The sequence below is a fragment of the Desulfoprunum sp. genome (assembly GCF_053613775.1).
Genome location: NZ_JBSHXH010000002.1, coordinates 53,610 through 71,602 on the forward strand (window position 1 = coordinate 53,610; position 17,993 = coordinate 71,602).

Below are 17,993 nucleotides of genomic sequence, written 5' to 3' on the forward strand. Positions count from 1 at the left end.
TTTCCCGCCGGCTATACACTCAGACAATATGTCAGGTCACGAACCGGCTGGTGCCGGATCCGCCTGCTGCCGGTGATTCCTTACGGGTCTACCGTTCGACCCCGCACCTGTGTCGCTGGATCAACCCCGGTGTCTTCAGCTGCCTATGCAGATTCTGGATAGACTGATCGGTCAACGGATTTTCTGGATTCTGTCCGGCGTTCTGCCCCTGGCCTTGTTTGCCGTCTGGATGTTCGTCATCTTCACCGATCAGCAGGAATCGGCGATCAACCAGCTGATCAACGAGTCGGCCGCCAGTGCCGCCCACAGCCTTGACCGCACCCTGCAGCAGCAGATCGGTCTGCTGGAGGGACTGGCAATCGCCCGGTCACTCGACGCCGGCGATTTCGACCTGTTCCGGATCAGCGCCCAGAGGTTGAAGGACAAGCATCCGGAGTGGCGCACCGTCATCCTGACCGACGCTCACCGCCAGCTCTTCAATCTGCGCATACCTCCCGGTCAGCCGCTCGATCCCGTCCGTGACCGGCGCTCGCTGGCAAGGGTGTGGGAGACCGGGCGCGCCGTGGTCGGTGATCTCTCGCACGGCTTTGTCCCGGTCCGAACCCCGGTCCTCCGTGCCGAGCGGATGCAGTATACGCTGGTCGTCCCGATCGATCCGCGGTTTTTTCTCTCGGCTCTGGAGGGCACCGGTGAGGCCAGAGGACGGAGGTATGTCATCGCCGGCAGTGACGGCATCGTCATTGCCGCCTCCCCCGGCGTTGCCGTCACCACCGGCCAACCGCTGCCGCCTGGATTGACCACTGCCAGTGACATCAGTCATACGGCGGTGGGCGGTATGCTCCATGCCCGACCGCTGGAGATCCCCACCAGCGGCTGGCGGGTCCATCTGATGGTCCCGGCGGCCTCGGTCAAGACCCCGTTCATCAGGGCCCGGCTGGTCGTGTTTGTCGGCGGGGTGATCGCCTCGGCCCTCACCGTGGGATTGATCCTGGCGCTCAGCGCAATCTGGGCCGGCCGCCAGGAAAAACGCCGGCTGCAGGCCCAGATCGACGAACGGATCAAGGTCCAGGATGTCCTCCACAGGAGCGAGATGGCCCTGAAGGAGGCGCAGCGTCTCGCCGAGGTCGGCAACTGGTCATGGGATCTGCAGACCGGCGACCACAGCTGGTCGGAGGAGGTCTATCATATCTACGGCCGGGATCCGGCCCTGCCGCCGGCCGCGTACCCGGAGGTCCGACGGTACTTCACCCCCGAGAGCTGGGCCCGGCTGAGTGCCGCGGTCGAGGCGGGTCTGGCCGAGGGCAAAGACTATGCCTGCGATGCCGAGGTCATCCGGCAGGACGGGACCCGGCGGTGGATCACCGCCCGGGGGGTCGCCGAACGCGCTGCCGACGGCCGGGTCCTGTGCCTCAAGGGCACGGTCCAGGACATCACCGGGCGGAAAAAGGCCGATGACGAGCAGCACCGCCTGCAGCAACAGCTGGTGCAGGCGCAGAAGATGGAATCGATCGGCCGGCTGGCCGGCGGAGTGGCGCACGATTTCAACAATATCCTGTCGGTGATCATCGGCCATGCGGAGATTGCGATGTCTGACCTGGAACCGGAGCACCGGCTGCAGGCCGACCTCAAGGTGATTTACGATGCCGCCCTGCGCTCGACCGGCATCATCCGGCAACTGCTGACCTTCTCCCGCAAACAGATCGTCCTGCCGGTGGTCCTCGAACTGAACGAGGTCATCGAGGGAATGTTGAAGATGCTGGGGCGGTTGATCGGCGAGGACATCGAGCTTGTCTGGGTGCCGGCCGGGGAGCGGCTGCTGATCAGGATCGATCCGGCCCAGATCGATCAGATCCTCGCCAACCTCTGCGTCAATGCCCGCGACGCCATCGTCGATACCGGCCGGATCGACATCGCGACGCACAAGGTCTCCCTGGATGCGGCGGATTGCGCGGCCAGGGTCGGGATCGCCCCGGGGGAGTACGCGGTGCTGACGGTACGTGACAACGGCTGCGGCATGGCCGGGGACGTGGTCGACAAGATTTTCGAACCGTTTTTCTCCACCAAGGGGGAGCGCGGCACCGGACTCGGACTGGCGACCGTCTACGGCATCGTCCAGCAGAACCATGGTTGCATCGACGTCGACAGCGCCCCGGGCGCCGGGACAACCTTCAGCATCTTCCTTCCCCTGGTCGGGGTCGAGGCGCTCCAGGAGACGGAGGCCGGGCCGGCAACCATCGGAACCGGCGGGGGCGAGACCGCCCTGCTGGTCGAGGACGATCCCGCTACCCTGAAGATCTGTACGGCGATGCTGCAGCGGTTGGGCTTCACGGTGCTGATGGCGGCGACCCCCCGGGAGGGGATCGAGATCGCCCGGCACCACGATGGCCGGATCGCCCTGCTGCTCACCGATGTGATCCTGCCGCAGATGAACGGCAGGCAGCTGACGCAGGAGATCCTTGCCATCCACCCCGATCTCAGGGTAATTTACATGTCCGGCTATACCGCCGACGTCATCGCCCATCACGGGGTCCTCGACGAGGGGGTCCATTTCCTGCAGAAACCCTTCACCAGGAAAGATCTGGCGGCCAGGATCAGCGAGGTGCTGGCCTGAGGCCGACCATGGAGACCGACCGGACATGATCGACAGTACCGCTCCCCCTTTCGTCTACACCTGCACCGAGTACCGCCAGGAAATGATCCTCCTCGCCCTGCGGCGGAAACTGACCCGGCCTGACCTGTCGGAGGAGGAACGGCGGCGGCTGGCCGAAGAGGTCTCCAGGCTCGAGCAGGAGCTCGGGATGTAGGCGGGTTTCCCCGATTAAGTCATTTCCTGCCTGACATCCTTGACGGGCCACATAAAGTGCGGTACATCTCAGACAGATATTTTTCAGGTTCCAGCAATGGATGAAGAGGGAACTCCGTGTGAACCGGAGACGGACCCGCCGCTGTAACTGGGGACGAACGCCGCACAGAGCCACTGGCCGAAAGGTCGGGAAGGCGCGGCAAGTAGGGTGAACCAGAAGTCAGAAGACCTGCCTGAAAGAAGACAAAACCGCCTCGTGGACCAGGGCGCTTCATGACTATCTGTGGAAAACAGGGACTCCCGGATCAAATTTTGGTCCGGGATTTTTTTTTTGTCGACGATCCCGGACCGCGGCGGAACGTGCTGGTGCCGGGCAGGCAGAGCAGAGGACCGCGGCGGGTGGTGCGCAAACGCCTGGCCTCCCTCCCTCCTTTCCTTCTTTCCTGACAGGCTCCTGCCGACTTCCGTCGCATGGCGATGGAGGAGATGCAGATGCAGCAAAAAGGTTACATAAAGAAGCCGATGGTGGCTGGGTTGGTGCTGGCCGCCGCAATGTGCCCGGGAATGCAGGCTGTGGCCCAAGGGGATGACGGCGCGGTGATGGAGGAGGTCGTCGTTTCCGCGTCGCGCGTGGAGGAGAAGAAGCGCGAGGTCACGGGCAATATCACCGTCATCTCCCGCGAGGAGATTACCCAGGCCCCTGGCCGTACGGTCGGTGATATCCTGGTCGAGAAAGGGGTCGGTCATATCCAGAAATATCCCGGTAGCCTGACCGCTATCGGTATCCGCGGTTTCCGCACCGATACTCATGGCAACGACCTGCAGGGGCATGTCCTGGTCCTGCTCGACGGCCGGCGGGCCGGAACCGGCAACGTCGCCAAACTGCCGACCGAAAATGTCGAGCGGATCGAGATCATCCGCGGCCCCGGCGCGGTGCAGTACGGCTCGGGGGGGATGGGCGGCGTCGTCAACATCATCACCCGCCGGGGAACCGGCAGTTCCCTGGCCGTCGAGGCCGGCGGCGGCAACGCCGGGCGCGGCCAGGCCGTGGTCGAAGGGACGGCAAAGCGGGGTGCAGTCGACTTCTCCGGATCGGTAGTCCGCCGGATTGCCGGGGATTACGAAACCGGCAGTGGCCGGCGCTACCGGAACACCGGATTTGAAAGTGAGACCGGTCTCAGCACCAACCTCGGCTACGAGGTTCAAGACGGGCATCGGTTGGGTCTTGTCGTCACCGCCTTCGACGCTGATGAGGCCGGCAGTCCGGGATATTTCGCCGCCAATGATTTCGACGACTTCACCGATAAGTCCAACATCTCGGTCGATGGCGTCTATGAAGGGCGGAGCCGGTCAGGCCATGTGCAGTGGCTGCTTCGCAGTTTTGCCGGTCGCGACGAGAATAGCTGGTATGATCCGCCGGCATCCGATCCCGACGGCTGGGATAGCGGCACACCCTCCGGCAATACCACTGATCAGCTTGGGGGCCAGGCACAGATCAGCGTCTTCCTCGGCGATGCCGATGTCACCGCCGGTTTCGACTGGGTGGATTATCAGGTGGAGAACACCTGGTCGCCGCAGGAAACTGGCTACGTCAACCCGGCCCTGTTCGCCCTTGGCAAGTATACCCTGTTTTCGGATCAATTGATCCTCACCGGCGGCATTCGTCACGACTGGTACCGCGTGGAGGTCGATGACGGACAGGGCGACGAGGCCTCCGACAGTCATCTCACCCCGCAGGTCGGCGTCGCCTGGCCGGTCTCCGAAACGCTGAAATTGCGGACCCAGTATGCCCGGGCCTTCGTCATGCCATCCGCCAACCAGCTGGCCATCGACATGCATTCCTTCGGCCACCGGACGGTCGGCAATCCCGATCTCAAGCCGGAGGAGAGCGGCACCTGGGAGGCAGGGATAGACTATGAACGCGGCGGTCTGACTGCTTCCTTGACTGGATTTTCTTCACGTTTCGAGGACAAGATCGTCACGACCATGCTGGCCGACGGCTCATCCAGTTGGAAGAATCTCGGCGAGGCCAGCATTGAAGGTGTCGAATTGTCCGCTGGGTATGACATCGGCGAGCTGTTCGACTGGAGCTGGGAGGTCAGGCCATCCGTCGATCTGACCTGGCTGACCGAACTGCGGGATGAATCGAGCGGCGGGGATCTGCTCTATGTCAGCGGCACGACCATCGCCGCCGGTCTCGAGGTTGCATCGGCGGCGGGCACATCCTTTCATGTTGCGGTCACCTACTGCGGGCCGCAGGATATCGAGAACTGGCAGTCGGGCATGTATCCGGCCCCGATCGTCGAGCTCGACGGCTTCACAGTCACCAATATCAGCCTCAGGTATCCGCTGATATCGCTGCAGTTCGGCGACCTGCTGCTGCGGGGAACTGTCGCCAACGTTTTCGACGAGGACTATGCCTACGTCAACGGTTATCCGATGCCCGGGCAAACCTTCTATCTGGGGTTGCAATGGCGCTACTGAATCGATGTCCCTGGAGGCAAACGGCGGTTTCGGTCCTGCTGCTTTTCTTCCTGCTTCCTGCCGCTTCATCCCTGGCCGGGGAGATTCCACAGCGTATCGTTGCACTGGGGCCGAAGCATACCAAGATCGTCTACCTGCTTGGCGCCGGGGATCGCCTGGTCGCCAACACCGAGTTCTGCCGCTGGCCGCCGGAAGCGCGACGGAAGGAGAAGATCGGCACGGTGCTGGAAATCGATGTCGAACATATCTTCAGTCTCCGTCCCGACCTGGTACTGGCGACCGGCCTGACCCAGTCTCAGCAGATCGCGGGGCTGCGTCGACTCGGCATCCGGGTCGAGCAGTTCCGCGAGCCGCGTTCGTTTGCCGAGATCAGGGAACAGTTTGCGGCCATCGGTGAAATGCTGGGCAGCCAGAGGCGGGCGGCAGACATCCTTGATCTGGTTGATGCCCGTTTGCAGGCCGTCGGCACCGCCGTCGCCGGTCGTACCAGACCGAAGGTGCTGCTGCAGATCGGTGCCCAGCCGCTTTTCATCGCCACCGGTTCTTCTTTCACCCATGATTTCATCGAACTGGCCGGCGGCTGCAACGTCGCGGCCGGGGCAGCGTCTGGCCGGTATTCCGAGGAAATGGTGATGGCGGCCAGACCGGACCTGATCATTGTGGCGATGATGGGAAGCCAGGAAGGAATCGCTCTGCGGGAGCAGCGGCGGTGGAAGGAACTGTTCGCAGCGGCAGGCCGGGATGCCCCCCCGGTGCTGCTAATCGATGCCGACCTGATCTGCAGCCCAACGCCGGAAACCTTCATCGAGGGGCTGTCGCTGCTTGTCGGTCTCATTCACCCGGAACTGGCGGGCCGGGACCTGCTGTCGCCGAGGCGGTGATGGTTGTGCCGGGCGTGCAGCAAAGGCAGAGGGCAGTTGTTCCGATCGGCCTGGCCGTCATCGTGCACCTGGCCGTTCTTGGGCTGTTGCTGGTTGCGCGGATGGACGGCGGGGAGAATGTCACGCCCGAGGCGGAAGCAATGATGTCCCTGGTCGAAATGGTGTCTGACGTGCACAGTGGGGCTGATGCGCATCGGCAGGGACAACCGGGCGCGGGAAGGCCAGCGGAGGCGGCGCAGGCAGCACTAGAAGAAAATGTGGCGCGGCAGGAACCGGTCGTGGTGCTGACCGCAGATCAGCATCGCAAGGTCAGGCAACGGTCCCGGCCGTCGCCCCCGCAGCAGATCGCAGCGACGGTCGCGGCGGTTGACGGCGGTGGGGCCAAGCCCGAAACAGGCAGCCGGCCGGCCGTGGTCTCTGCCGCTGAGACCGTTTCCGGTCCAGAGACTGTGGTTGCGGCCCGCCCCTGTTACGAGGATAATCCATCGCCGGAATATCCGCATCTGGCCCGCCGCCGCGGCTGGCAGGGGAGGGTCGTGCTGGATGTCACCGTCCTGGTAGACGGTTCGGTCGGGGATGTCCGGCTGAGCGAGAGCAGCAGTCATGACCTGCTTGACCGGGTGGCGATGAAGACGGTGCGCCGCTGGGTGTTCACGCCGGAACGGCGCGGCGGTCGAGCGGTGACCGCGAGGATCCGGGTGCCGGTTCGGTTTTTCCTGCAGGAGTAGTCGGCGATAGAATTCAGCGCTCTTCCAGATGTTCGAGCAGGATCCGCCGCACTTCTTCGATGGTCTCCGGCCGCTCCTGGCAGCTGTGGCCGGAGCGGACGATGAATTCCGATTCCATGCCGTCGAGATGGGCGCTGCGGTAGGTCACCACCCCGTCGTCGCCGGCGGGCGGCTGGATCCCGGGATCGTCGATGGCGATGATCGAGTGCCCCTTGACCCCGGGTGCCAGCGGCGTCGCGGCGATGGCCTGCAGCAGCGGATCGGTGGGTGACATCGTGTCGACGCTGGTGGGGATCTTGCCCTGCCAGTGATGGCGGACGTTGTCGGAGAGAAAACCGTAGATCCGGCCCAGTCCTTTGACCAGGCCGACCGGCAGGGTGATCACCCGGTGCACGAGGTTGCGGGCGAAGTTCAGGCTCAGGTAGCTGCCCCGGTGCGGCGTCGAGATGAAGATCAGCCGTTTGACCGCGGGCAGCGGCGTGATGACCATATTATCCCTGATCATCTCCTTGTTTTCATTGCTGGTTCTCAGATCCTCGATTTTCCCGGCGATCGTTGCCGCCACCAGCCGGTCGCCGGTATCGACCGCCGTCAGCTTGGCGAGCAGGCCGCCCTGACTGTGGCCAATGACGACCATCCGCTGCATCGCCGCCGAGTTCCGGCCGGGGTCGAATCTGGCGATGTTGGCCGCGATCGCCCGACGCAGGTCGAGGGCGGAGACGGTGATCAGGCGGCTGCTGTTGTAGAAGAAGTACCAGAACTGGTAGCGGCGGCCGAGGACCGGATCGCCGCTCAGGGTGTTGATCATCTCCGCCCACCATACCGGGCTGCTCATCGTGCCGTGGACGAAGATCACCGGGATGCGGTCCGGCTCGTAGGGCTGGAAGCGATACAGCCGGCTCGGGACGTCTTGCAACCGGCCGAGAAAGGCATCGATCCCGAACGACCATATCTCCTCCTCGGCCAGCTTGTAGGCGGTGGTGATGCTGGTGTCCTTTTCCAGCGGCACCTCCTGGCCGGCGACGGCGACCGTGTCGTTGTCGTAGGCCGAGTGCAGTTCCAGCGTGGCCCGCATGGCACCGTTGCCGAGTCGGGCCAGGTCGTCTTCCAGGCGCAGGAAGGCGGTTGTCGGGATCGCCTGACTGCCGAAGAGGTTTTCACTGGCCGAGCGCCGTACGGCGATCAGCGGCACGCCGAGGCCGTCGCTCCGGTTGCGGACGCTCAGGCCGCGAATGGCATAGCCGTCGGCCGCCTCAAAGCGGGTGAACTGGCTGAAGTCCCAGGGGAGGCGGTGGTGGTCGACCTTGATCTCGATGCCGCCCACCGGCAGCCGCCGGATCCCGTGCTTCAGTTCGATCCCGCCTTCCTCGCCGGTTTTCAGCCCCTGCCACAGCGACAGGTTGTAGAGGTCGATGGCGGCCTGAAGGCGGCGGTCAAAGAGGCTGGGGGCCGGTTGCAGATCGGGTTTGAGGATGGCGTAATAGGCGTAGACGGCGGCGAGGAGGAAGCAGTCCGGGGCCCGGTGCCGCTCGGCGGCGTCGCCGCTGCGCGTCAGGCGCTCGGCCTCGATGTAGGTCAACTCGGCGAGGGCGAAGACGATGTCCCGCCGTTTGTCTTCCAGGGTCCTGGCGTGGAGGGTGCGGATGGCCGCCGCCGGATCGGTCTGGTACTCTGCGGTGAGGTTGAAGCGATGGAGGATGACGACCGTTGAGGAACCGGCGCCGTCGCCGCCGAGCGGGCTGGCGGTGCTGCTGCGGTAGGCCTCGCGGGGATCGAGCCGCCTCACCCCGATCGGGGTGCTGCAGCCGCCGAGCAGCAGGGTCATGGCCAGAACGAGGGCGATGGCCCTGGCGTAACCGGACATCTCGGTGTTCAGGTGAACAGCCGGCCGAGCAGCAGCCAGCTCAGTTGCAGCGCCACCAGGGCATAGCCGCCGGCGACGACGTCATCCATCATGATGCCGATGCCGCCGTGGATCCGCCGGTCGAACCACGAGACCGGAAAGGGTTTGGCGATATCGAAGAGACGGAACAGAATGAAGCCGAGGAACCAGGCGGCGGGATGATCCGGGGCCACCGTCAGGGTGATGAACATGCCGAGGATCTCGTCGATGACGATGGCGCCGGCGTCGGGGCGGTCGAGGATCTTTTCGGCCGAGCCGGCGGCGAAGAAACCGGCGATGAAGATCACCGCCAGGACCGCGAGGTACGGCGCGAGCGCCAGGTCTTTGACCAGCAGCCAGGGGAGCAGGGCGGCCAGCGAGCCCCAGGTACCGGGGGCCTTCGGCAGCAGGCCGACGTAGCCGCCGGTGGCCACGATCATGATCAGCCGGTTCATCGCGGCTGTTCCTCCCCTGCCTTGATCACCGCGCGGTAGACCTCCGGCAGCGGCACCCGGTGTCCGGTTGCGATCCGGCGGCATTCCTCGTATTCCGGGCAGATCACCGGGCCGGAGGGACGGATCACCCGTTTGGCGGCGACGGTCCCCCAGCGGGTGACGACCGCGACCGGCTCGCGCGCCAGGGTCAGCCGCTCCTCCGTCCGGAAGCGCAGGCCGATGGCGGTGGTCTCGGAGAGGATGGCGGTCTTGATCCCCTCCCCGTGGGCGGGATCGCAGATGACCTGGAGACGGAAGGCCGGACGGCCCTTCTTCATCTGGATCGGGGCGATGTTGACATCGAGGGCGCCGCGGGCCAGCAGCAGCTCGCTGAGGTAGGGAAAGCCTTCGGGACTCCAGTCGTCGAGGTTGGTCTCGATGATCTCCACCCGCTGCGCTTCCGCCGCCGGTCGCGATGTGCCGACGATCAGCCGCAGCAGGTTGGGGCGGCCACCGGAGAGGTCCCGGCTGCCGGCGCCGCAGCCGGTGGCGGCGATGGTCATCGGCGGCAGCGGCCCGAAACCGGTGGCCAGGGCCTTGAGCAGGGCGGCCCCGGTCGGGGTCACCGTTTCGGTGGCGCAGTCGATGCCGTAGACCGGCACCTGCCGCAGCAGTTCGCACACTGCCGGGGCCGGCAGCGGCAGGCGGCCGTGAGCGCAGTCGACCGTGCCGTGACCCAAGGGGACGGGGGAGCAGACCAGTTCGCGAATCCCGAGATGGTGGAGGCCGATTACCGCCCCGACCACATCGACGATGGTGTCGACGGCACCGATCTCGTGGAAATGGACCGCGTCGACCGACACCCCGTGGACCTTGGCCTCGGCCTCGGCCAGCAGGCGGAAGACCCGGCCGGCCGGGGCAGTGATCTCCTCGGCCAGGCCGCTGCGCTCGAGGATGGCGAGGAGATAGGGCAGGGTGCGCAGCGGTTGCTCGCCGCCGCCGCTGACCTCGACCCGGGTGGCGCGCAGGCCCTGCTGCCGTGTCGTCTGGATGTCGAGGGCGACGGGGCCGAGGCCCAGCCGGTCCACGCCCCGGCGCAGGACGGCGGGCGGCAGGCCGGCGTCGATCAGGGCGGCGAGCACCATGTCGCCGCTGATGCCGGCGAAACAGTCGAGGTAGGCGATGGTCGCGGTCGGGGGCATGGCGGGCCGCCGCTCAGGACGCAAGGAGCGTGCCGACGGCGAGCGGATGGCCGCAGAGAAAGGCCGAGACGGCCATCCGTTTGCGGCCTTCCGGCTGGATCTCCCTGATCAGCAGCAGGTTGTAGCCGGTGGCGATCAGCAGTCCCTCCCTGTCGGCGGCGACGAGGGTCCCCGGGGCCGCCGCGCTGTCCTTGTGGATGACCTCGGGCGAGAACAGGTTGCAGCGCTGGCCGCCGATCCGGCAGGCGGCGGCGGGCCAGGGGTCGAGGCCGCGGATCAGGCAGTGCAGCCGCTCGGCGGGCAGGCTCCAGTCGATGATGCCGTCTTCTTTCTTCAGCATCGGCGCGGCGGTGGCGCGGCTGTGGTCCTGGGGGGTCGGCGGCAGGTCGCCGGTCTTGAGCCGGTCGATGGCCCGTCGCAGGGTGCGGCCGCCGAGCTCGGCCAGCTTGACGAACAGGCTGCCGGCGGTCTCGTCGGGGTCGGCCTCCATGGCGTCGGCGAGCAGGATGTCACCGGTGTCCATCCCCTCGTCCATCTGGATGATCGTTACCCCGACCTCCCGGTCGCCGGTGATGATCGCCCACTGGACCGGGGCCGCGCCCCGGTGTCGGGGCAGCAGCGAGCCATGGACGTTGATCGCCCCGAAGGGAGCGAGGTGGAGCAGAGAAGGCGGCAGGATGCGGCCGTAGGCGGCGACGACGACGAGATCGGGACGGAAGGCGAGGAGTTCGTCGCGGAAGGCCTCGGTGCGGATCTTCAGCGGCTGCAGCACCGGGATGCCGTGCGCCGCGGCCAGGGTTTTGACCGGCGTCGGGCTCAGTTTCTTGCCCCGCCCCTTCGGCTTATCCGGCTGGCTGATGACGGCGACGACCTCATCCGGGCCGGCCAGCAGCGCCTGCAGGCTGGCGACGGCGAAATCGGGAGTACCCATGAAGATGATCCGGAGCGGCGGCGTCATGGTCATTTCAGGTCTGGTCCTCGGCGTGCCATTTTTTCACCTTCTTCTTGTACAGGGCCCGTTTCAGCGGGCTCAGGTGATCGAGGAAGAGGATGCCGTTGATGTGGTCGATCTCGTGCTGGAGGACGACGGCGAAACGGTTCTCGGTCTCCAGCTGGTGGCGGTTGCCGGCGAGGTCCTGGTAGCTGACGGCGATCTTGCGGAAGCGTTTGACCTTCGAGGTCAGGCCGGGGACGCTGAGGCACCCTTCCTCGTCAAGCTGGTGGCCTTCCTTGACGGTGATCTCGGGGTTGACCATGGCCATATAGTCGCGTTCCCCCCCCTTCTCTTTGGTCATGTCGACCACGATCAGCTTCAGCGATTCGCCGATCTGCGGGGCGGCCAGGCCGATACCCGGCGCGGCGTACATCGTTTCGGCCATGTCCTCGACCAGCCGCTGCAGCTGGTCGTCGAAGGCGGTGACGGCCCTGGTCTGCTGGCGGAGCACCGGGGCCGGATATTCTAAAATCTTGCGGTTACTCATGGTGCAAATCCTGACGGATATATCGGGTTGGTTCATCCGGCCGGTGACGGTCACGGCCGGCCGGGAAATAGACGGGCAAGTCGGCTCGGGGTGGAGTACAATCCTCCGCCAATGTACCACAGCGGGATGTTTTCCGCCACGGCGTAAACGTTAAGCACAACGGCGGCAAAGTACAGTACCGCCTGCCGATTGGCAAGACAAGGTTATCGGATCAAACAGCATGCAGACAACGGCGGAACGGCAGTGGCGGTTCTGGATCGATCGCGGCGGCACCTTCACCGATGTCGTCGCCCGGCGCCCGGACGGGACGATCGCCACCGGCAAATTCCTCTCCGAGTGCCCGGAGCGGTATGCGGATGCCACCGTCCACGGCATCAGGACGCTGCTGGGGCTGGATGCCGCCGCCCCCATCCCCTGTGAGCGCATCGCCGAGGTGCGGATGGGCACCACCGTCGCCACCAACGCCCTGCTCGAACGCCGCGGCGAGCCGACCCTGCTGGTGATCACCGAGGGCTTCGGCGACGCGCTGCAAATCGGCTATCAGGACCGGCCCCAAATCTTCGCCCGCCGCATCGTCCTGCCGGAGATGCTGTATGCCGGCGTGGTCGAGGCGAGGGAGCGGGTCGCCGCCGACGGCACCGTCATCCAGCCCCTCGACGAACCGCGGCTGGAGCGGGATCTCCGGCGCTTTCGGCGCCAGGGCATCGCCGCGGTGGCGATCGTCCTGCTGCACGGCTACCGTTATCCCCGGCACGAGGAGCGGACCGCCGCGCTGGCGGCGGCGGCCGGCTTCGCCCACATCTCGGTCAGCCACCGGGTCAGTCCGCTGATCAAGCTGGTGGCCCGCGGCGACACCACCGTCGTCGACGCCTACCTGACCCCGCTGCTGCGCCGCTACGTCGACCGGGTGGCGACCCGGCTCGGCGCCGCCGGGGCCTCGCCCCGCCTGCAGTTCATGCAGTCGAACGGCGGCCTGACCGCCGCCGCCCGCTTCCGCGGCCGCGATGCGGTGCTGTCGGGGCCGGCCGGCGGGGTGGTGGGGATGGTGCAGACCGCGCTTGGGGCCGGTTGCCGCCGCCTGATCGGTTTCGACATGGGCGGCACCTCGACCGATGTCACCCATTACGCCGGCGACTACGAGCGCAGTTTCGAGACCATGGTCGCCGGCGTCAGGGTGCGGGCGCCGATGATGCATATCCACACCGTCGCCGCCGGCGGCGGCTCGATCCTCCATTTCGACGGCAGCCGCTATCGAGTCGGGCCGCAGTCGGCCGGGGCCGACCCCGGACCGGCCAGCTACCGCCGCGGCGGACCGTTGACCGTGACCGACGCCAACCTGCTGCTCGGCCGGATCCAGGCCGCCCACTTCCCGCCGGTCTTCGGCCTCGGGGGCGACGAGGCCCTCGACGGGGAGGTGGTCCGCCGCCGTTTCGTCCAACTGGCCGCCGATATCGCCGCCGCCACCGGCAGTTCCGTCCCGGCGCCGGAACAGGTGGCGGCGGGCTTTCTGCGGATCGCGGTCCACAACATGGCCAACGCCATCAAGAAGATCTCGGTCCAGCGCGGCTACGACGTCACCGGCTACACCCTGCAGTGCTTCGGCGGCGCCGGCGGCCAGCACGCCTGTCCGGTGGCCGATGCCCTCGGCATCCGCCGGATCTTCGTCCACCCGCTGGCCGGCGTGCTCTCGGCCTACGGCATGGGGCTGGCCGATATCCGGGCCCTGCGCCAGATCCAGGTCGACCAGCCGTTGGCCCGGCCCGATATCGCGGCGGTCCTGGCCGCCGCCGCCGAACCGCTGCGCCGCGCCGCCTGGCGCGAGGTGGGGGAGCAGGAGATCGACGAGGCCGATATCGCCGTGCAGTGCCAGGTCCACCTGCGCTACCACGGCACCGATACCGCCTTCGCCGTCGATCTCGATGCGCCGGCGACGATGCGCCGGGCCTTCGAAGCCATTCACCGCCAGCGCTTCGGCTTCATCACCCCCGCCCGGCCGCTGGTGGTCGAAGCGTTGACGGTCGAGGCGGTGGGGGCGAGCGGGGCAGGGGCCGAGGAGGAACTGGCGCTGACGGATCATGAACCGCGGCCGGTCGAGGCGGTGGCGATGTGGGGCGAGGGCGGGTGGCGGAGAGTGCCGCTGTATAAGCGCGACCAATTGCTGCCGGGTCAGCGGCTGGCCGGACCGGCGATCATCGCCGAGGCCACCGGCACGCTGGTGGTCGATTGCGGCTGGCGGGCGACGGTCAACCGCCGCCGCCATCTGCTCCTCGAGCGCTATCTGGAGCGGCCGGGGCGGGCCAACCTGGGCACCAGGGTCGACCCGGTGCTGCTCGAGGTCTTCAACAACCTCTTCATGGCTGTGGCCGAACAGATGGGGGTGACCCTGGCCAACACCGCCACTTCGGTCAATATCAAGGAACGGCTCGACTTTTCCTGCGCCATCTTCGATTCGGGAGGCAACCTCGTCGCCAACGCGCCCCATGTCCCGGTCCATCTCGGCTCGATGGGCGAGTCGGTCAAGGCCATCATCGCCGGCAACCGCCTGTCGATGCGGCCCGGCGACGTCTTCATGCTCAACGCCCCGTACAACGGCGGCACCCACCTGCCCGACGTCACCGTCATCACCCCCTGCTTCGACGACCAGGGAGAGGAGGTCCTGTTCTACCTCGGCTCGCGCGGCCACCATGCCGACATCGGCGGTCGCACCCCGGGTTCGTCGCCGCCGGACAGCCGCCGCATCGAGGAGGAGGGGGTGGTCATCGACAACTGGCTGCTGGTACGGCAGGGGCGGCTGCGCGAGGCTGCGACTCGGCGGCTGCTGGCCTCGGGGGCCTGGCCCTGCCGCAACGTCGACCAGAACATGGCCGACCTGAGGGCCCAGATCGCCGCCAACGCCACCGGCCTGCGGGAACTGCGGGCCATGGTCGGCCGGTACGGGCTGGCGACGGTATCGGCCTACATGGGCCATGTCCAGGCCAACGCCGAGGAGTCGGTGCGGCGGGTGCTGGCGGTGCTGCGGGACGGCTCGTTCACCTACCGGCTCGACAACGGCAGCGTGATCCGGGTGGCGATCCGGGTCGAGCGGGCGGCCCGCGCCGCGACCATCGACTTCAGCGGCACCTCGCCGCAGCACCGGGGCAACGGCAACGCCCCGCGGGCGGTGTGCCGGGCGGCGGTGCTCTACGTCTTCCGCACCCTGGTCGACGACGACATCCCGCTCAACGAGGGCTGCCTCAAGCCGTTGCACCTCATCATCCCCGAGGGGTCGATGCTCAGTCCCCGCTATCCGGCGGCGGTCATCGCCGGCAACACCGAGATTTCCCAGGCCATCACCGACGCCCTCTACGGCGCCCTGGGGGTGCTCGCCTCGTCGCAGGGGACGATGAACAACCTCCTCTACGGCAACGACCGTTACCAGAACTACGAGACGATCTGCGGCGGCACCGGCGCCGGCCCGGACCACCCCGGCACCGCGGCGGTGCACAGCCACATGACCAACACCCGGATGACCGACCCGGAGGTATTGGAGAGCCGCTTTCCGGTGCGAGTCGAGGAATTTTCCATTCGCCGCGGCTCGGGCGGGGCAGGGAAATATCGCGGCGGTGACGGGGCGGTGCGCCGGCTCCGCTTCCTCGAGGCGATGACGGTGACCATCCTCTCGTCGCACCGGACCACCGAGCCCTACGGCCTGGCCGGTGGCGGCGCCGGGGCGAAGGGGAAAAACACGCTGCTCCGGGCCGACGGCACCGTGGTGGCACTGGCCGGCAATGCCGCGGTCGAGGTCGAGCCGGACGACCGGATCGTCATCGAGACCCCCGGCGGCGGCGGGTACGGGGAAGAGGAGTGAGAAATCGGGCAGATTGGTGGCTGCGCCGATCCAGATTGGACTGCAGGGAGTTTTTGAGATGCCGGGCCGGTCATCCGGCGTGACCGTTGTCGGTCCGGGGCTGGGGGGATGCGGAGCGACGGTTTCGGCTGTCGCCTGAGCGGTCAGAAATTGAAGATCCGGGGGAAGAGCTTCGTCCCCGCCAGGTTGCCGGTGTCGGCCTCGAGCGAGATGATGATTCCGGGATTGACCTCCCGGTCGTGGTCCTCCGGAAACCCCACCTGGGGCGCGACTTCCAGAACCAGCCAGTCCCGGAGAAAGCGCTGGCGGTAGCGCACCCTGAACTGCAGGTCGGTCATCTTGTACGATTCTTCGGTGTCGAAATAGTTGCCGATCTCATGGCGCAGGGCCTTTTCTTCGTTGATTTTCTGGAACAGGGCGAAGACCAGGGAATGGGGCAGACCGTCCTCCTCGACGTGCCAATTGGCGGTGGCCTTGGTCCGGAAGAGGAAACGCTCGCCCAGCGGGCGCCAGAATTCGTAAGAGAGAATGTCCTCCCACTCATCGTCGGTGTAATAGTTCAGGCGATTGACGAGGCGTCCCTGCCACGAGCCGATGGGAAGGGAACGACGATAGCGGATGCCGGTGTAGAGATAGTCGAAAGAGGCGCCGAGGGTGGCCGATAGATTGTCCTTTTCGCTCTCGCGGAAAAAATACTGCAGCGCGGCACTGATCTCACGATTTTCCGCCCCCTGGTGACGGGGAATGGCGGAGATGGGGTTGTCGTCGGCGACGAACTCCTCGTCGTCGGAGGCGGCGATGATGAGATTGATCTTCTGACTGAGATTGGGCAGATGGATCCTGCCGCTGATCTTCGGCTTGATCTCGAAGTGCTCGAATCGCGTGTAGCCGCCGCTCAGTTCGAAGCGGATCCGGGTCCGGTTTTCTTCATACCTGACGATGTCATCGTAAAAAAACTGGTCGAGCCACTCGGCGGCGTCAACGACCGCTACCGAGGTCTGTTCCTGGGCGGTATCGATCATCGGCAATTCCTCCTCCGCCGTCGGGACGGCGGTCTGGGCCGGTGCCGATTCGGCGACGAGCGGCAGCAGGCAACCGATCAGCAGGCAGGGGAGGGGCAGGGTTGCCGGTGAGATCCGCCGCAGCAGGGTTGTCCAGTCGGGGAGAAAGATGTTCCGCTTCGCCATAGTCAATTCCTCGTCGGTAAGTGGAATCGTTTCCGTGTCCGTCCAGTATATAGCAAAAAGGCGGGCGAAACAAATGCCGGGAGGGAAAATACTCTGTTGAGATCTATCGGGATGTGAGGCGATAATCGCGCTGCACGGCGTTTGCACGGAAGGGGCGACCCCGGCGCAGTCAGATCGGGAGTACGGGGAGAAAGCGGGGAGAACGGTGCGAGGTCGGGCCGGCTGGGTTCGATCAACCGTGGGGAGTGAAATGAAGGGGTACCATACCGGCGGATGTTCTCGCCGGTATGGTGGTGAGAGGAGTACTGCCTGTTACGGCCTGATGATCTCGCAGTCGCACTCGGCGTCTTCGATGTTCAGCAGCAGGAACTTGACGTTGTAGCCGTTCTTGATCAGCTGCTGGTAGGCCATGTCGGCCCGGGCACCGGTGCTGCAGTGGATGAAGATCTGCTTGTCCTTCGGCAGTTCGTTCATCCGTTTGTGAATCTCGTCGAGCGGGATGTTGATGGTGTTCCGGAAGATCCCGTTTTCCGCCACCTCTTCCTTGGTGCGGGAATCGATGACGATGGTGTTGGGGATCTTGCCTTCGGTCGCCTTCTTGAATTCGGCCACCGAGATCTCGCCCTTGCCGAGCTTGCGCTGCCACTTGATCTCGGTGGAGAGGATCGGCCCGGACTCGATCTTGCCGCCGCCGGCGACCCAGCCCTGGTAGTTGCCTTCGATGGCCGAGACGTAATTGAACCCGTCCTGGCGCAGGTCCTTGACCGCCGCCTTCAGTTCTTCGTCGCGGTCGCTGTAGAGGATGACCGGGGCGTTGCGCGGGATATCGTCGACCCGGTCGGCCAGCTTGGCATAGGGGACGGAAACGGCCCGCGGCACCCGGCCGGCCACCGCCTTGTTGGTGGCCCGCAGATCGATGATGACGACATTGCCCTTGAGCACGAAATCATTGGTGGCGTAGGTCGGCTGGCCTGCCTTGGCCCATGCCGGTTCGCCGTCGAGGTAGACGCGTATGTTCTTGTAGCCGAGTTTTTTCGCCAGACCGGCGTTTTTGGTGGACATGC

The 17,993-nt window shown here is 66.0% G+C and carries 13 protein-coding genes and 1 riboswitch; of the genes, 6 read left to right on the forward strand and 7 right to left on the reverse strand.

What is annotated here, in order from left to right:
- Positions 1 to 145 precede the first annotated feature (145 nt).
- The 5 genes from ACWGKN_RS01985 to ACWGKN_RS02005 all read left to right on the forward strand — a co-directional run bounded on the left by ACWGKN_RS01985 (position 146) and on the right by ACWGKN_RS02005 (position 6,896).
- Positions 146 to 2,611, forward strand: coding sequence for an ATP-binding protein (locus ACWGKN_RS01985; protein WP_452094578.1), 2,466 nt, complete (start codon positions 146 to 148; stop codon positions 2,609 to 2,611).
- 25 nt (positions 2,612 to 2,636) lie between these two features.
- A complete protein-coding gene (locus ACWGKN_RS01990) occupies positions 2,637 to 2,804 on the forward strand; it encodes a hypothetical protein (RefSeq protein WP_452094579.1) in 168 nt (55 codons plus the stop codon).
- Positions 2,805 to 2,872: 68 nt separating this feature from the next.
- Positions 2,873 to 3,054: riboswitch (cobalamin riboswitch) on the forward strand.
- A 241-nt stretch (positions 3,055 to 3,295) separates the two neighbouring features.
- The gene (locus ACWGKN_RS01995; RefSeq protein ID WP_035226588.1) at positions 3,296 to 5,287 is read left to right on the forward strand and encodes a TonB-dependent receptor plug domain-containing protein; all 1,992 of its coding nucleotides are present in this window, start codon (positions 3,296 to 3,298) and stop codon (positions 5,285 to 5,287) included.
- The gene (locus ACWGKN_RS02000; RefSeq protein WP_052159632.1) at positions 5,275 to 6,168 is read left to right on the forward strand and encodes an ABC transporter substrate-binding protein; all 894 of its coding nucleotides are present in this window, start codon (positions 5,275 to 5,277) and stop codon (positions 6,166 to 6,168) included. The genes ACWGKN_RS01995 and ACWGKN_RS02000 overlap by 13 nt, the downstream gene beginning before the upstream one ends.
- Before the next feature lie 14 nt (positions 6,169 to 6,182).
- Positions 6,183 to 6,896, forward strand: coding sequence for an energy transducer TonB (locus ACWGKN_RS02005; RefSeq protein WP_424254962.1), 714 nt, complete (start codon positions 6,183 to 6,185; stop codon positions 6,894 to 6,896).
- A 13-nt stretch (positions 6,897 to 6,909) separates the two neighbouring features.
- Here ACWGKN_RS02005 and ACWGKN_RS02010 read toward each other — a convergent pair whose 3' ends face one another.
- Genes ACWGKN_RS02010 through def form a run of 5 tightly spaced genes read right to left on the reverse strand, consistent with a single transcriptional unit; the run spans position 6,910 to position 11,895 of the window.
- Positions 6,910 to 8,760, reverse strand: coding sequence for an esterase/lipase family protein (locus ACWGKN_RS02010; RefSeq protein ID WP_424254964.1), 1,851 nt, complete (start codon positions 8,758 to 8,760; stop codon positions 6,910 to 6,912).
- Between the two features lie 8 nt (positions 8,761 to 8,768).
- Positions 8,769 to 9,233 (reverse strand): phosphatidylglycerophosphatase A family protein, encoded by a 465-nt coding sequence (locus ACWGKN_RS02015; RefSeq protein ID WP_035226459.1) that lies wholly within the window; start codon positions 9,231 to 9,233, stop codon positions 8,769 to 8,771.
- Positions 9,230 to 10,414 carry a nickel pincer cofactor biosynthesis protein LarC gene (larC, locus tag ACWGKN_RS02020; protein ID WP_452094580.1) on the reverse strand — a complete coding sequence of 395 codons (1,185 nt, stop codon included), beginning with the start codon at positions 10,412 to 10,414 and terminating at the stop codon, positions 9,230 to 9,232. The genes ACWGKN_RS02015 and larC overlap by 4 nt, the downstream gene beginning before the upstream one ends.
- A 13-nt stretch (positions 10,415 to 10,427) precedes the next feature.
- Positions 10,428 to 11,372: a methionyl-tRNA formyltransferase gene (gene fmt, locus ACWGKN_RS02025; RefSeq protein ID WP_035226597.1), complete on the reverse strand. Its 945-nt coding sequence runs from the start codon at positions 11,370 to 11,372 to the stop codon at positions 10,428 to 10,430.
- Between the two features lie 7 nt (positions 11,373 to 11,379).
- Positions 11,380 to 11,895: a peptide deformylase gene (gene def / locus ACWGKN_RS02030; RefSeq protein WP_035226463.1), complete on the reverse strand. Its 516-nt coding sequence runs from the start codon at positions 11,893 to 11,895 to the stop codon at positions 11,380 to 11,382.
- 220 nt (positions 11,896 to 12,115) lie between these two features.
- Here def and ACWGKN_RS02035 point away from each other — a divergent pair, with 220 nt between their 5' ends.
- Positions 12,116 to 15,742, forward strand: a complete 3,627-nt coding sequence (locus ACWGKN_RS02035; RefSeq protein WP_452094581.1) for a hydantoinase B/oxoprolinase family protein — start codon at positions 12,116 to 12,118, stop codon at positions 15,740 to 15,742.
- Positions 15,743 to 15,885: 143 nt separating this feature from the next.
- Here the strand turns inward: ACWGKN_RS02035 and ACWGKN_RS02040 are convergent, their stop codons facing one another.
- Together ACWGKN_RS02040 and ACWGKN_RS02045 are read right to left on the reverse strand one after the other, a co-directional pair.
- Positions 15,886 to 16,929 (reverse strand): hypothetical protein, encoded by a 1,044-nt coding sequence (locus ACWGKN_RS02040; RefSeq protein ID WP_035226467.1) that lies wholly within the window; start codon positions 16,927 to 16,929, stop codon positions 15,886 to 15,888.
- 312 nt (positions 16,930 to 17,241) lie between these two features.
- Positions 17,242 to 17,991: a rhodanese-like domain-containing protein gene (locus tag ACWGKN_RS02045; RefSeq protein ID WP_035226470.1), complete on the reverse strand. Its 750-nt coding sequence runs from the start codon at positions 17,989 to 17,991 to the stop codon at positions 17,242 to 17,244.
- Positions 17,992 to 17,993: the final 2 nt, after the last annotated feature.